The organism is Shewanella sp. M16 (assembly GCF_018224605.1).
GTDB classification, from domain to species: Bacteria; Pseudomonadota; Gammaproteobacteria; order Enterobacterales; family Shewanellaceae; genus Shewanella; species Shewanella oncorhynchi.
This window is the reverse complement of sequence record NZ_JAGTUL010000013.1, coordinates 1-13,498: the sequence shown is the minus strand read 5'-3', so window position 1 is coordinate 13,498 and position 13,498 is coordinate 1. Positions and strand designations below refer to the sequence as shown.

14 protein-coding genes are annotated in these 13,498 nt (G+C 45.0%); 4 read left to right on the top strand and 10 right to left on the bottom strand.

Annotated elements, in window-relative coordinates:
* Positions 1–37 precede the first annotated feature (37 nt).
* A complete protein-coding gene (locus KFE26_RS10520; protein WP_212600367.1) occupies positions 38–1,558 on the top strand; it encodes an AAA family ATPase in 1,521 nt (506 codons plus the stop codon).
* A gap of 135 nt (positions 1,559–1,693) precedes the next feature.
* A complete protein-coding gene (locus KFE26_RS10515) occupies positions 1,694–2,329 on the top strand; it encodes a DUF2625 family protein (RefSeq protein ID WP_212600366.1) in 636 nt (211 codons plus the stop codon).
* A gap of 378 nt (positions 2,330–2,707) precedes the next feature.
* Here KFE26_RS10515 and KFE26_RS10510 read toward each other — a convergent pair whose 3' ends face one another.
* From KFE26_RS10510 to cysP, 4 genes are all read right to left on the bottom strand, one after another.
* Positions 2,708–3,838 carry a sulfate/molybdate ABC transporter ATP-binding protein gene (locus KFE26_RS10510; protein ID WP_028759250.1) on the bottom strand — a complete coding sequence of 377 codons (1,131 nt, stop codon included), beginning with the start codon at positions 3,836–3,838 and terminating at the stop codon, positions 2,708–2,710.
* Positions 3,835–4,701 (bottom strand): sulfate ABC transporter permease subunit CysW, encoded by an 867-nt coding sequence (gene cysW / locus KFE26_RS10505; protein WP_028759251.1) that lies wholly within the window; start codon positions 4,699–4,701, stop codon positions 3,835–3,837. The genes KFE26_RS10510 and cysW overlap by 4 nt, the downstream gene beginning before the upstream one ends.
* A 9-nt stretch (positions 4,702–4,710) precedes the next feature.
* Entirely contained in the window at positions 4,711–5,556 is an 846-nt protein-coding gene (gene cysT, locus KFE26_RS10500; protein ID WP_212600365.1) for a sulfate/thiosulfate ABC transporter permease CysT, read from the bottom strand.
* 187 nt (positions 5,557–5,743) lie between these two features.
* The gene (gene cysP, locus KFE26_RS10495) at positions 5,744–6,751 is read right to left on the bottom strand and encodes a thiosulfate ABC transporter substrate-binding protein CysP (RefSeq protein WP_168825039.1); all 1,008 of its coding nucleotides are present in this window, start codon (positions 6,749–6,751) and stop codon (positions 5,744–5,746) included.
* Between the two features lie 212 nt (positions 6,752–6,963).
* Here cysP and cysM point away from each other — a divergent pair, with 212 nt between their 5' ends.
* Positions 6,964–7,842: a cysteine synthase CysM gene (cysM, locus tag KFE26_RS10490; protein ID WP_212600364.1), complete on the top strand. Its 879-nt coding sequence runs from the start codon at positions 6,964–6,966 to the stop codon at positions 7,840–7,842.
* Between the two features lie 94 nt (positions 7,843–7,936).
* On the opposite strand, the gene KFE26_RS10485 is transcribed toward cysM, so the two are convergent.
* Positions 7,937–8,473 (bottom strand): DUF4136 domain-containing protein, encoded by a 537-nt coding sequence (locus tag KFE26_RS10485; protein WP_131523840.1) that lies wholly within the window; start codon positions 8,471–8,473, stop codon positions 7,937–7,939.
* A gap of 176 nt (positions 8,474–8,649) precedes the next feature.
* On the opposite strand from KFE26_RS10485, the gene KFE26_RS10480 reads away from it, so the two are divergent.
* Positions 8,650–8,955, top strand: a complete 306-nt coding sequence (locus KFE26_RS10480) for a DUF1289 domain-containing protein (RefSeq protein ID WP_212600363.1) — start codon at positions 8,650–8,652, stop codon at positions 8,953–8,955.
* A 124-nt stretch (positions 8,956–9,079) separates the two neighbouring features.
* On the opposite strand, the gene KFE26_RS10475 is transcribed toward KFE26_RS10480, so the two are convergent.
* The 5 genes from KFE26_RS10475 to KFE26_RS10455 all read right to left on the bottom strand — a co-directional run bounded on the left by KFE26_RS10475 (position 9,080) and on the right by KFE26_RS10455 (position 12,951).
* On the bottom strand, positions 9,080–10,348 hold the full coding sequence (locus KFE26_RS10475) for an ATP-binding protein (protein WP_212600362.1): 1,269 nt from the start codon (positions 10,346–10,348) through the stop codon (positions 9,080–9,082).
* Between the two features lie 11 nt (positions 10,349–10,359).
* Positions 10,360–11,073 carry a response regulator gene (locus KFE26_RS10470; RefSeq protein ID WP_006080570.1) on the bottom strand — a complete coding sequence of 238 codons (714 nt, stop codon included), beginning with the start codon at positions 11,071–11,073 and terminating at the stop codon, positions 10,360–10,362.
* Positions 11,073–11,483, bottom strand: a complete 411-nt coding sequence (locus KFE26_RS10465) for a DUF3019 domain-containing protein (RefSeq protein ID WP_028759258.1) — start codon at positions 11,481–11,483, stop codon at positions 11,073–11,075. Before KFE26_RS10465 ends, KFE26_RS10470 begins: the two co-directional genes overlap by 1 nt.
* 5 nt (positions 11,484–11,488) lie before the next feature.
* The gene (locus KFE26_RS10460; RefSeq protein WP_212600361.1) at positions 11,489–12,352 is read right to left on the bottom strand and encodes a MipA/OmpV family protein; all 864 of its coding nucleotides are present in this window, start codon (positions 12,350–12,352) and stop codon (positions 11,489–11,491) included.
* A 362-nt stretch (positions 12,353–12,714) separates the two neighbouring features.
* Positions 12,715–12,951, bottom strand: a complete 237-nt coding sequence (locus tag KFE26_RS10455; RefSeq protein ID WP_028759260.1) for a hypothetical protein — start codon at positions 12,949–12,951, stop codon at positions 12,715–12,717.
* Positions 12,952–13,498: the final 547 nt, after the last annotated feature.

The following is a 13,498-nucleotide window of genomic DNA, read 5'->3' as shown; positions in this document are numbered from 1 at the left end:
TGACCCATTTGGGGTGAATAAAAAGGAATTTGAAAGCATGCAAGATATTCACGATTTAACCTCAGTGCTGCGCTCCAATACGCCAATCGTAGTGATTGAAACCTATGAAGAATATCGCGTGGTTGAGTTGCTTAAGCGGGTCGCCAGTGTGCTCTATCAACCTGTGTTTACATGGAGCATAACCCAAGGCCTAGCACGGGTCGATAAGCCCTTGGCGGCGCAAAAGTTTAATAGCGAACCTACAGATCTGCTCGGGCAAATTAAATCAACCTCGCAGCAGGGAATTTATGTGCTGTGCGACTTCCATCCCTTTGTGGTTGACGCGCCAAAGAACGTACGCTTACTCAAAGAGATAGCCCTTGAGTATGAGACGCTGCAGCACACCTTAGTGCTGGTGAGCCACGCCTTTGAAATCCCGCCTGAAATCAAACGTTATTGCGCATATTTTCACTTAACTTTGCCAAGTACAGTGCAATTGCAAAATCTGATTTATCTTGAAGTTGATAAAATTCGTCACCAAGGTACGCCGCTACAGGTCGATGATGCGGCTGTGGTCAAATTAGCCGATAATCTGCGGGGCGTGACTTTAGACGATGCCCGTCGTCTCGTACGCAAAGCCATAGTCAATGACGGTGCTATTACCTTGTCAGATATCGACGCCATCAATAAAGCCAAGTTTCAGCTACTCGATCTTAATGGTGTGCTGCAATTTGAATACGACACCAGTGATTTTTCACAGGTCGCAGGACTACATAATCTTAAAAAATGGCTCAAGCAGCGCTCGCCCATAGTGGCTGTCAGCGCCATTGACCAAGGCGGCCAGCCGACTCCAGTTCAGCACGTCAAAGCGCTCGATGCGCTCGATGCGCCCAAGGGGATTTTACTGCTGGGCGTTCAGGGCAGTGGTAAGAGCCTCGCGGCTAAGGCGGTTGCGGGCGTTTGGCAACGACCTTTGCTTAGGCTCGATATGGCAGCCTTATATAACAAATACATAGGCGAAACCGAGAAGAACCTGCGTAATGCACTGGATCTGGCTGACATGATGTCGCCCTGTGTGCTTTGGATAGATGAAATTGAAAAAGGCTTAAGCGGGAGTAGCAGTGATGAGGGAACATCGACGCGGATCCTCGGCACCTTACTCACTTGGATGGCGGAGCGTAAATCTGAAGTGTTTGTGGTGGCTACCGCTAATGATATTCAAGTTCTGCCGCCAGAGTTGATGCGAAAGGGCAGGATGGATGAAATCTTTTTTGTCGATTTACCCGACGAAGCCATACGTAAAGCTATCTTCTTAATCCACTGTAAGCGCCGTGGAATCGATGTGGCGAGCTTAGATCTCGCCCTTTTATCAGCTCGTAGCCAAGGATTTTCCGGCGCCGAAATCGAACAAGCCGTTATTGCTGCCATGTATACCGCAAGAAGTGTCGAGTGCAGTGTCGACCAAGTGCTATTACTTGAAGAACTTAGTAAGACACGGCCTTTATCTGTGGTCATGAGCGATAAAATCAATGCGCTACGACAATGGGCAGCAGGCCGAACCGTGAATGCCCATGAGTAAGATTTTTGCTTAGTACCATGAGTGCTAACTAGCATTTTTAAACGCTATATTGGCTTAGTTATTTTCGAGATTCCCAAGGTACTGTCATGAATGATGAGTCGTTTTACTGGATATTAGTGATACAAGGATAAGAGATTGAAAAGTATATATGAACTGATTGATATCGAAGACTCTGGCATAAAAGTAGTCAATGAAATGGTTGCTGGTGCTGAGCATTGTGTAGAGATACTGCCGCCTTCAAAGGATCGGGTTGAAGTACTTGAATCCCTTCAGGTATCGACTCGTTCGGTATTAGGGGCTATTGCCTACGAAACCGGTGGGATTTTGATCGACAATGGATGGATTCGATTTTTCGGCTCTGGACATGAAAGATTGTCTAGAAACCTTACTGATTGGAATAGAAGTGCACATTATCTTTTAGTGGCGAATGACGTAGTTGGTGGATTTTTTGCTATCAACGGCGGCGGTTTAGGCGCAGATGTTGGGAATATATACTATTGGTCGCCAGACTCAATTCATTGGGAAGCGTTAGAAATCGGGTTCACAGATTTTTTTCAATGGTCAGCTACAAAGAGAATCAATGAGTTTTATGCGAGTTTAGGTAAAGATCGCTTCCAAAAAACCTATTCACAGATAGCTACAGATAAATGCCTGAGCTTTTATCCATTTTTATGGGCGAAAGAAGGTTCTATTGAAATAAGCAGCGTGAAAGTGGTGTCAGTTGATGAAATGTATAGGCTGAAATTGGAATTATTAACCTCGGTTAGTTAATTCGTTTACCCGCTGATTTTATGAGTATTTCTGCAATAATTATTTGTTATAAACATCTAATGTGTTGATTACTAGGTGTAAACCTGCTTATCAGCTCTATTGATTCAACATGGATGGGCTGTATATGCCATCCATGATTAATTACTTCTTCGGAGGGGACAGCACCAAGATCTAGCTGACGTTTTGGCGGTATCTTGGGCTTTCTCGTTACCGCTTGCATCAAAAATCAAAGCTGTCGCTATCACCAAAAGTTGTCGCGGCAATGCCTAATGAGTGCTTCAGTGTTTGGCGTGACAATATCTCTCTAAATGGTTTGAATCTTAGCGGTATCCACTCCCTGTGGTACCGCTAATGCTGCTTATTCCTATTATGATGACATTAGATATCAAAGGCGAGACTGCCCGGAGTCAGGAATGGCCAACTTAGACGCGTTGGTGAACTCTCACCCTGCGCACCAAAGAAGTAAGCTGTTCTTGGGGTAGCGTAAACTACACTGCCTTTTTGCAACCCGAGTTCCTGCAGATTATGGTGGGTGAATTTGGCTTCCCACAGCTCTTCACTATGCCAGCCGTGTGGGGCTAATTCCAATCTAACTTCGGCGCCAATGGGGGTCATGGCGACAATATTGAACGGCAAATTGGCCTGACTATTAGGCTTATTTGACAGCGCTAATTCGTGACTGCGTACATAGAGAACACCATCTTGCTGCAGTGCTGGCTGTTCTGGAGGTGTTAAAAATGCTTGACCATTTTCCCAACGTTTTTGTTGCCAACTGGCTTCAAAGACATTGACGTTACCAAGAAAATCAAACACAAAGCGACTATTGGGGTGCGAGTATAGCTCAGCAGGTGTATTAATCTGCTCTATATGACCATTACTCATCACTACCACTCTATCTGAGAGCTCAAGCGCCTCATCCTGATCGTGGGTCACAAACACGCTGGTGAATTTCAATTCATCATGCAGGCTGCGTAGCCAGCGGCGTAGTTCTTTACGCACTTTAGCATCCAAGGCGCCAAAGGGTTCATCCAGTAGCAAGACTTCTGGTTGGGTTGCGAGTGCACGGGCCAATGCAATGCGCTGTTTTTGTCCTCCCGAGAGTTGTTCAGGATAGCGCTGTGCGAGATGGCCTAGTTGTACTGTTTCTAGCAGTTGTGTCACTCGCTTATGAATTTCTGCCGCTGAAGGCCTTTGTTTTTTCGGCATGACTTCGAGTCCAAAGGCGACGTTATCGGCGACCGTCATATGGCGAAACAGCGCGTAGTTTTGAAACACAAAACCTACGCGTCTTTCACGCACATGCACTTGAGTGACATCTCGGTTGCCGAATTGAATTTGGCCGCTATCGGCTCCTTCAAGACCGGCAATAATCCGCAGCAGTGTGGTTTTGCCTGAACCTGATGGTCCCAGCAGACCAATCATTTCCCCTTCTTGAATATCGAGATTAAGTGGGGAAAGCGCCTGAAATTGGCCAAATTTCTTGGAAATATTAGTAAGACGAATACTCATAGTTGGCTCTGCTCTTTATTGTCATTGGCGGTTAAACTGCGTTGTTGCCGCCATTCCACTACGGCTTTTAACATTAGGGTAAATAGGGCGATCAGGGCCAGTAATGACGCGCTCGCGAAGGCGGCTTCGGCCTGATAATCTTCGTACAATAATTGCACATGTAAAGGTAAGGTATTGGTTTCGCCGCGAATGTTGCCAGACACGACAGCAACGGCACCAAATTCTCCTACGGCTCTGGCATTGGTGAGGATCACACCGTAAATCAGTGCCCATTTGATGTTGGGTAGGGTCACGCGGCGAAAGAGTTGCCACCATGACGCTCCAAGGATCACTGCAGCTTCTTCTTCCGATGCGCCCTGTTGTTGCATCAATGGGATCAGTTCTCTGGCTACAAAGGGGCAAGTGACAAAAATGGTCACTAATAGTATTCCCGGCCAAGCAAACATGATCTGCAGATCGTGCTCATATAGCCATTCGCCCAACCAGCCACTGTTGCCATAGAGCAGCAAATAGAGCAAACCTGCGACGACAGGGGAGACCGCAAATGGAATATCAATTAGCGTGATCAGTAATTTGCGACCGGGGAATTCAAAACGAGTCACGCTCCACGCCAGCATGATTCCGAACACTAAATTGATTGGTACTGTGAGTGCTGCCACCATCAGTGTTAAACCAATCGCATGCAGCGAATCCGGTTGAGTTAGGTGCCCAATATAACGCTCCCAACCTCCGACAAACGCCTGCTGAAAAATACTCACCAACGGCAATAGCAACAATAGCAAGCCCAAGAGCACGGCGAGGGTAATAAGGCTCCATTTGATCAGGGGCGCTTCACCGACTCTTAAGGGTTTAAATGAGTTCATATTTGCTCCTTATCGTCCATGAATGCGGCGCAGATAACGCGCCTGCCACAGGTTTATCAGCAGTAATAGCAGTAACGAGGTCATCAGAACCACTGAGGCAATGGCGCTGGCACCTGCAAAATCAAATTCTTGCAGGCGGACAAAGATCATTAACGAAGTGATTTCACTGATATAAGGCATATTGCCAGCGATAAAGATCACTGCACCAAACTCACCCAGACTGCGGGTAAAAGACAGTGCCGTTCCAATCATTAATGCTGGCCAAAGGGAGGGCAAAATAACGCTCCAGAATACCGAACGATCCGAGGCGCCAAGCGTCATTCCCGCTTCTTCTTCCTCGTGGGATAACTCTTCTAGAACGGGTTGTACCGTACGAACCACAAAGGGAATACTGGTGAAAATCATCGCGACCACTATGCCTAGCGGGGTGTAGGCGACTTTTATGCCCCATTCAGCTAATAGACTACCGATTTGGCCGTTTTCTGCATAAAGGGTGGCTAAGGTGATACCGGCAACGGCGGTCGGCAAGGCAAAGGGCAAATCTACCAAGGCATCTAAAATGCGTTTGCCGGGAAATTCATAACGCACGAGTACCCATGCGAGTAATAATCCGAAAAGGCAGTTAAATAATGATGCCGCGAGCGCCGATAGTATGGTGACTCGGTAACTGGCAACCACTCTGGGATCGGCAATCACGCCCCAGTATTCGGACCAGCTCATTGAACTGGTCTGCATGATTAGGCCTGTGGTCGGCAATAATAGGATTAGGCTGACAAACAGCAGGGACACACCTAAGCTGATGGTAAAACCGGGAAGAACCCGCTTATGGCGTAAACGCCCGTTATTAAGAATCACAGAATAATCACCCGATCAGGTTAATTGCGTTAAACCAATACTATTTATACGGTTCGCTCGTTGTTGGCTCAAGCCATTTGTAGGATGCAATCTTTACGGCTAACACTGATTGATAAATGCCAATTAGCGATAAACCCGAGACTTTGCTCGGGTTCAATGTTGATATCTTACTACATTAAGGACGATATCAGCGCTTTAATAGCTCATCGAGTTTTGCACCGTTAGCAAACTGCGTTTTCATCGCATTATCCCAACCACCGATGATTTGCTCAACAGTCAGCAGGTCAACGGTAGGGAACTGCTTAGCAAACTCAGCTTTTACCTTTTCGTTGTGTACACGATAGCTGAATCCTGCCAGTAGACGTTGCGCTTCTTCGCTGTAGAGATAATTCAAATACTCAGTTGCGAGTTCCTGTGTACCGTTACGCTTAGCATTTTTCTCAACTACAGCGACGGGGAACTCTGCCAGAATCGAGGTTTTTGGTACAACCACTTGGTAATCGTCCGTACCATACTGCTGGCGTATATTGTTCACTTCCGATTCAAAGGTAATTAATACATCACCAATCCCACGTTCAACAAAGGAGGTGGTCGCACCGCGGCCGCCAGTATCAAATACTGCGACATTACCGAGGAATTTTTTCAGGAATTGATCCAGTTTAGCCTGATTATCCTTACCATAGTTTTTCTGAGCATAACCTAATGCGGCTAAATAAGTGTAGCGAGCATTACCAGAGGTTTTTGGGTTAGGAAAGACCAGTTTAACGTCATCTTTAGCTAAATCGCCCCAGTCGCTGATTTGCTTTGGGTTACCTTTACGCACCAAAAATGCAATGGTGGAATAGTAAGGTGAACTGGCGTTAGGGAGTAATTGTTGCCAATTTTCTGGGATCAATTTACCGCGGTCATGGAGGACCTGAACGTCTGTTACTTGGTTAAAGGTCACCACATCTGCGGGTAATCCCTGCAGAATAGAGCGTGCCTGTGCAGATGATCCTGCATGGGATTGTTTAATTTCGACGGTTTTACCTGTTTTCTCTTCCCAATGTTTGGCAAAAACTGGGTTGTAGGCATTGAATAATTCCCGTGCGATATCATAAGAGGAATTAAGCAGGGTTTGATCTGCGGCAGTCACATTGAGTGAGGTTCCCAGAATGAGGGTTCCTAGCAGGGCCTTTATCAATTTTACGGACATTTTTAACTCCTTAATCTGGCAATTTTGTCAGCGTTATGGCACCTAGAGTAATAGAATTAATTGTTTATAAAAAGCCAGTTGAATAGAACTTTTTTGAATAACTATGAGCGATTTATTTTATGTTATAAGCAGTATTCACCGTGTTTGTCAGTGGTAACCGACTTAGAATAGGCTATCGCTTAGTTGTTTTTATCAAGTAAAGGATAATCCTAGTGTCTGACTTTCCGACAATTGAAGCCTACATCGGGCAAACTCCGCTGGTTCGCTTGCAGCGGCTTAACTGTGGTACTTCCACTGTACTGTTAAAATTGGAAGGCAATAACCCCGCGGGTTCAGTAAAAGATCGTCCTGCACTCAATATGATTATTCAGGCCGAACTTCGCCAAGAAATAAGCCCTGGTGATACGCTTATTGAGGCAACGAGTGGCAATACTGGGATTGCGCTGGCGATGGCGGCGGCAATCAAAGGATACAAGATGATCCTGATTATGCCGAATAATTCGACTCAGGAGCGTAAGGATGCGATGCAAGCCTATGGCGCAGAGCTCATGCTAGTGGATAACATGGAGACTGCGCGGGATTTGGCGCTGCAGTTACAAAGCGAAGGCAAAGGTAAGGTGCTGGATCAATTTAATAACCAAGATAACGCTAATGCCCATTTCCTCACGACAGGCCCTGAGATCTGGCAACAGAGTCTAGGCAAAATTACCCACTTTGTGTCAAGTATGGGGACGACAGGTACCATAATGGGTGTGTCTAAATACCTTAAAAGTTGTAATCCCGACATTACTATCGTCGGCCTTCAGCCTGCCGATGGCAGTGCTATTCCTGGGATTCGGCGTTGGCCGCAGGCATATTTGCCTGGGATTTTTGATGCTTCTTGGGTTGATTTAGTTATGGATATTGAAGAGAAAGATGCAAAAGCCATGGCGAGAACCTTAGCGCGAGAGGAAGGGATTTGTGCTGGAGTCAGTTCGGGCGGTGCCGTGTTTGCTGCGCTGGAGATTGCTAAACAATATCCGGGTTCTGTGGTCGTGGCGATTGTCTGTGATAGGGGCGATCGTTACCTTTCGTCAGGGCTTTTTTCCTGAGTCCTAGATTTTTACTTTAAGCATATTGAGCGATATGAATGTTTGATGGGTGAAAATGGGCGAGACACGCCCATTTTTATCCTTTAAAACGTGATCATTTTTTCGGTGGGAATTGCGCCAAAATTCGGTTGACGGCTTTGGCGGTATCTTGGGCTTTCTCGTTACCGCCTGCATCGAAATCATAGCTGTCGCTGCCACGCCAAATAAGAGCTTTGGTCTTAGGATCGACAATATCTATCTGAATGGTTTGAATTTTAGCGGTATCACTCCCCAGCGGCACGCCAACACTGGTGCCTATTCCAATCCCGCCCGAACTTCCGAATGTGCCTGTGCCTAATCCAATGGATAGCCCTGAATCTTTGGGCTTATCTTGGGTGAGTAAGGCGTAGGCGACGTTAAAGTCGGGTGACGCTGTATTTTCTACAAACCCTTTTTGAGTCAATTGGTTGTTAATTTCTACTTGAATACGCTGGGCGCTTAACGGGTCATCCGTCGGCTGTGGTGTTAACTGGGTAAAGCTGCGTAGTGCGGTGAAGTCGTAATTGAGATCATAATCGTTTTTCGGTTTACTGCTGCAAGCGCTTAATAAGGCAACAGCGACGAGCAGACTGGCAAAGTGACGGTATCCCATGATAGTGCTCCAAGTTGTACAAACTCTGTTCAATGTGCCTTGATTAAGGTTGTTTCTGCAAGTACTTTAGATAAGTGTGTTGTATTTGAATCGCTTTGAATGCAATCCAACGGTATCTTTTTTAGCGCGGGTCGTTTTGAGTATGGTTCATTTTTAGATAGGAATAGCGGCGGGTTATGGAACAGTTAGCCTTTTTTGATATCCCGAGTCCTTGTATCGGTGTGTGTGTTACCGATGCGCGCGGTTACTGTAATGGTTGCCTGCGAAGCCGTGACGAAAGATTCAATTGGTTAACGTTTTCAGATGCGCAAAAGTATGATGTCATTCGCCTGTGCACTCAACGTAAACGCCGTCGCCAGTTGGCGGTGATGAAAGCAAGGCAAACGCAAATAGAGCAAGAAAGGGCGGCGTTAAATCCGCAGTTGAATTTTGAGCCTGAGCCCGAAGCCGATCTCGATTTTGGTGGCTTCGAGCTAGACTGATATTTTAAATAAGCCTGTTAAATAAGCATGTTAAATAAGTCAGTTAAATAGGCTTGTTTCACTCGCTTGTAGAATTAGCGCGTTGATGAATTACAGATGCGCAGTCGTTTAATCCCAATCCCTATTACAGCTTGCGCTTCTTCGGCCAGATTAAACTAAATCGAGTATGTTGTGCATCACTGGTAACACTTACATTCCCTTGATGTCGTTGCATAATCCGTTTGATGATCGCAAGGCCTAAACCATGTCCTTTATTGCCATTCTGTACCGATTGGCTTCGATAAAATGGCTCGAACACTTTCGGTAAATCCACCGCAGGGATAGGTTCGCCGTCGTTACTCACACTTAAATTGACCCTGTGCTGGGTCTGCTTAACTTCAATGATGATTTCAGTGCGGGCAAAGCGTTGTGCATTGGTCAGTAAATTCTGTAGTGCCCGTTCGATTAATGCGGGTTCTCCGAATAAGGGCAGTTTTTCGACTTCGGCCTTGAGCGTTATAGGCGTTGGACTTAAGGTTTCTAGGCGCTTAATACTTTGATTGATGAGATTAATTAAATCGTACTCATCCAACTGGATACCTTCTCGCTGTGACTCTAAGCTGGCGTAGGTCAGCAGTTCTTGAAGTAAGTCTTCCATTTCTTTGATGTCGAGCTGCATTTCATCGAGAAAGTCTTGTCGCTTCTGTTCGTCCGAATCTTGCTGACAATACATAGGCATAAGTGCAAGAGCAAATTTGAGCCTCGCCAGTGGCGTGCGGATCTCATGGGATACCGCATTAGAGAGGTGTTTCTGGTTCTCAATCAAGGCGCTGATATGTCGCGCCATTTCGTTAAACGTATTGGCTAAGGGCTTAACTTGGGAGCGATTTGACAGGGTAATCCGCGTGTCCCATTTGGCTTCGCCAAATTCTTTGGTGGCCTTACGCAGTATGCTCAAATCCCGTGAAAGCGGGCCGACCCAAATTAGCGCAACAAGGGCGAGTGATAAATAAAAGAACAGGGTGAACAGGCTGCGAAGGTTGGCTCTGGGATCTATGTCCAGCGGCCCCGCCATTAAGACTTGATCGTCTACTCGAATAAATTGCAGCAAGCTATCATCATTGGCCGTGGTGGTGAACACCTTGCTTGTGCTTAACGCTTGATTATCTGCCAGCGCGACTTGATCTGCATTGAGTAATTGCAGTGGCATCACAGGGTTCGCTGGGATCGCCTCCAGATACCGTTGGCGGGCATCGGGAGGTAATTCCGCTAATAATTGCGCCAATGCCACTAACGGCGCATCGAGGGCATTATTGTCATCAACATTCTTCTGCCACAGGCTGTCGAGTGTCCAGCCAATCCCTAGCACGCTGAGACTGAGTAGCAGATATAAACTAATAAAGAGACGTTTCACTGTATTTGTGCTTAGTTATTCCAAGCTTCAGGAGCAAAGAGATAACCTTGTCCCCAAACGGTTTTAATTCTGAAAGGTGTCTCAATATTATCGTTGAGTTTTTTACGTAATCTAGAGATCCGCACGTCAATTTTTCGATCTTTACCATCGAAATCAATATTGAGTAACAACTGATAAATATACTGACGGCTGAGCACTTGGCCCGCTTGCGAGGCCAGTAACCACAGCAATTCGAATTCATGGCTGGTGAGATCAATTTCAGTTTCATTAAGACGAATCGCATGGGTATGCGGGTCGATACTCAATTTACCGAAGGTTAGACAGTGTGATTCTGCCTGTGGTGGCTGATTCTGACGGCGAAGTAAGTTGTTGATCCGCGCAACTAACAGAGCAGGATCGACAGGCTTGACTACATAGTCATCGGCACCGAGTTCTAGTCCTTTGATTTGATCTTCACTTGAGCCAAGTGCGCTCATCAATAGGATTGGACCTGCAAAATAATCGGGCAGTTTCTCACACAGAGTGAGGCCATCCATGCCCGGTAGCATAATGTCTAACAGTATGATATCTGGCTTGTAATTGATTAATCGTGTTAGCACTGTATCGCCACGGCGTTCAACTTCAACATGCATACCATGGGATTTTAGGTAATCTACAATCAAGTTTGCTAGGCGAACGTCGTCTTCAACCAATAATACTCTGTGGTTCGATTGTGGGCTTGTCATTAAAATAAACTCCAAGGGTTGCGGTAACGTCTGCGAACCTGAGGTTGTGATGCAGAAGTGATTTTAAGTTTGGCACCAGCCAAAGTTTGGTTACTGTCTTTACTCACCATGACAAATTGAATATCCGTCATAGTGTGGATTTTCATGCTTAATGTATGGGTTGAAACTGAATCACTGCACCATTTGGGATAGGCGGCGTTGTCGGACAAGATACAGATCAGCTCATCTTTAGCGAGTTCCCACTGTAGTTCTATATAGACGTCACAGGCCTCAGTTTCTGAACTTGTGATGCAAATTTCGGGTGTGAGTTTGAGTGCCGAGTCGCGAGTTTTGGCTTGTGCTGAACTTTGGCCCATCAAGCCGAGGCTTAGACCTATAAAGCAAAGCAAGCTTAACTGAGGCAGTGTCACTAACGTTAGAACCTATAGGCTGCGCCGATAAAGTAGGTGCTGCTATAGTCTTGGTCTAACAAGGGACTGGCGGCAATCTCATCGGCAATTAGAGTGTAACGAACTGCCAACAGTAGATCCCAATTGTCAGTTAATATGTAACGGGCCGTCATTTCCGCACCTTTATCCCAACCTGATTTTGCTTGATATCTTTCGCTCCAATAGGCGTTTTCACTGGGTCTAACGCTGTAATAATAATCCACTACGGCTTGGCTTTTCCAATCAAATACCAACGCAAACTCAAAAATGAAACGATCGTAATCCCAGCCATAGGTCCATTTTATTTGTGCTTCTGAACCTTGATGAACATTAAACATATCATGGGTGTACGCCAATCTAATAATACCGAGCCGCGTATAGATGAATGCTTCGGCACCGCCAAGTAAGGTGAAGTTCCGAGTCTCTAAGGAATTAAACTCAGGCTCTGGCTCAGTCGACAAAGCCATACTATTTATGGCTTTGGCTTCAACTTGAGTGCCACGATTCAAAAAGATATTCGATGGGTCCCATTGATAGAAGTAGGCCCTATCTAAGCTATAACTTGTTACTAAGTTAATTGTAAAGCTTTCTTGCTCGGCTAAGGTATAACCTAAATTACCATTGTCGAAGAACCAGTGTTCGCCGTAATAGGCCACAGTTGGAATAAAGAACAATGGAATATCGTCAAAATCCCTGAGTGGATTGCTTTTTTGTCCCCAGCCTATGGCGATGCCTAGATCCCAGTTGTTCATCTCAATACATTGATTTTCTGGTGCGCAGGTTTCTTTCGCCATTCCGATTGCAGGCAAAATACTTAAACTTGTAATGAGGACAAAAAGAATACGATACATGATTTAACGATTAAGGGCTGAGGTTAACAATACAGGAAAACAGATTAGCATTTTATGCTCAATTCAACAGTGGTTTCATTCACGGAGATGCAAAATGATACAGCTATCAATTAAATAATAAATTTATGAATTGCACAATATGTTGATAGTCATACTAAAAGCTTATCTTGGCAGCTTTCGTACGGTTAATTGTGGATGTTAAATTTTGTGTTTTATAAGTTTCGAGTGTAACTGAAATGATGTTAATTATGATGTAAAAGCTGTGTTGCTTGGAAATAATAATGCCATTCGCAAGTGTGAATGGCACAGACTGAAGCCGAATAACCTACTTTGCGGTAATAACACAGAGATTAGAATGAAGATTAATTGACCTCAGTAACTGACTTGTAGCCCATTTCTGTCAATTGATCGTTTACACAATCAAGCACATATTGTTTTAGCTCAGCATTTTCGACTTGATCTTCAGAGGCCATCTGCTGGCACACTTCTTTCAGCTGAGCGAGATCGGCTGCTGGTGCAGGCGGTAAAGAGGAGTCGTCAGCAAAGGAAGTGAAACTTACTAATGCCAATAGAGTAAAAACAGCTGATAACTTATTCATTTTATTTCCTTTAGTTATGTATTGCCAACCACAGATTAAGAAGCATTCTCTTAATACCACTGTGCCAACATCAGCAATTTATCACTGCTATTCTGTTTTAGATATAAATAATTTTCACCTTTCTTGATTAAGGTTTTTTACCTTGTTTTCCCTTGATTCGCTTCGAGTAAATGGGCTGGCTGAGTGTACTTTATTTGCTCTAGTTTGATTCATTCTCAGCATCTTTTGCTGCTTGAGTTAGGTTCACAACCCTCCCTCTGAACTCATGTGTGCTAAGTTGTCTCTTCTAAACTTGTGTTTGAAATTAATTGCTGAAACCTGCACATAAACTTATGTGCTTAACTTATGCGCTTAATTGTGTGCTTAATTGTGCGTACAGTAGAACTTGGATTTCTTTCAAAAATGCTGCTTACATCACTTTAAGGACTTATTTGCGATAAAGTGCATTATTATCACTGTTTATGGTCGATTTTTAATGAAGGTTTAATCGCCGCTGTTAACTGAATTATGCGGTAGTTATAAGAAGTCATATAAAATGAGATATGAC

Bases quoted from the DNA above. Each gene is read 5' to 3' on its own strand.
- KFE26_RS10520 (WP_212600367.1), top strand. From the start codon at position 38: ATGCAAGATATTCACGATTTAACCTCAGTGCTGCGCTCCAATACGCCA.
- KFE26_RS10510 (WP_028759250.1), bottom strand. From the start codon at position 3,838: ATGAGTATTCGTCTTACTAATATTTCCAAGAAATTTGGCCAATTTCAG.
- cysW (WP_028759251.1), bottom strand. From the start codon at position 4,701: ATGAACTCATTTAAACCCTTAAGAGTCGGTGAAGCGCCCCTGATCAAA.
- cysP (WP_168825039.1), bottom strand. From the start codon at position 6,751: ATGTCCGTAAAATTGATAAAGGCCCTGCTAGGAACCCTCATTCTGGGA.
- KFE26_RS10485 (WP_131523840.1), bottom strand. From the start codon at position 8,473: ATGGGATACCGTCACTTTGCCAGTCTGCTCGTCGCTGTTGCCTTATTA.
- KFE26_RS10480 (WP_212600363.1), top strand. From the start codon at position 8,650: ATGGAACAGTTAGCCTTTTTTGATATCCCGAGTCCTTGTATCGGTGTG.
- KFE26_RS10470 (WP_006080570.1), bottom strand. From the start codon at position 11,073: ATGACAAGCCCACAATCGAACCACAGAGTATTATTGGTTGAAGACGAC.
- KFE26_RS10460 (WP_212600361.1), bottom strand. From the start codon at position 12,352: ATGTATCGTATTCTTTTTGTCCTCATTACAAGTTTAAGTATTTTGCCT.
- KFE26_RS10455 (WP_028759260.1), bottom strand. From the start codon at position 12,951: ATGAATAAGTTATCAGCTGTTTTTACTCTATTGGCATTAGTAAGTTTC.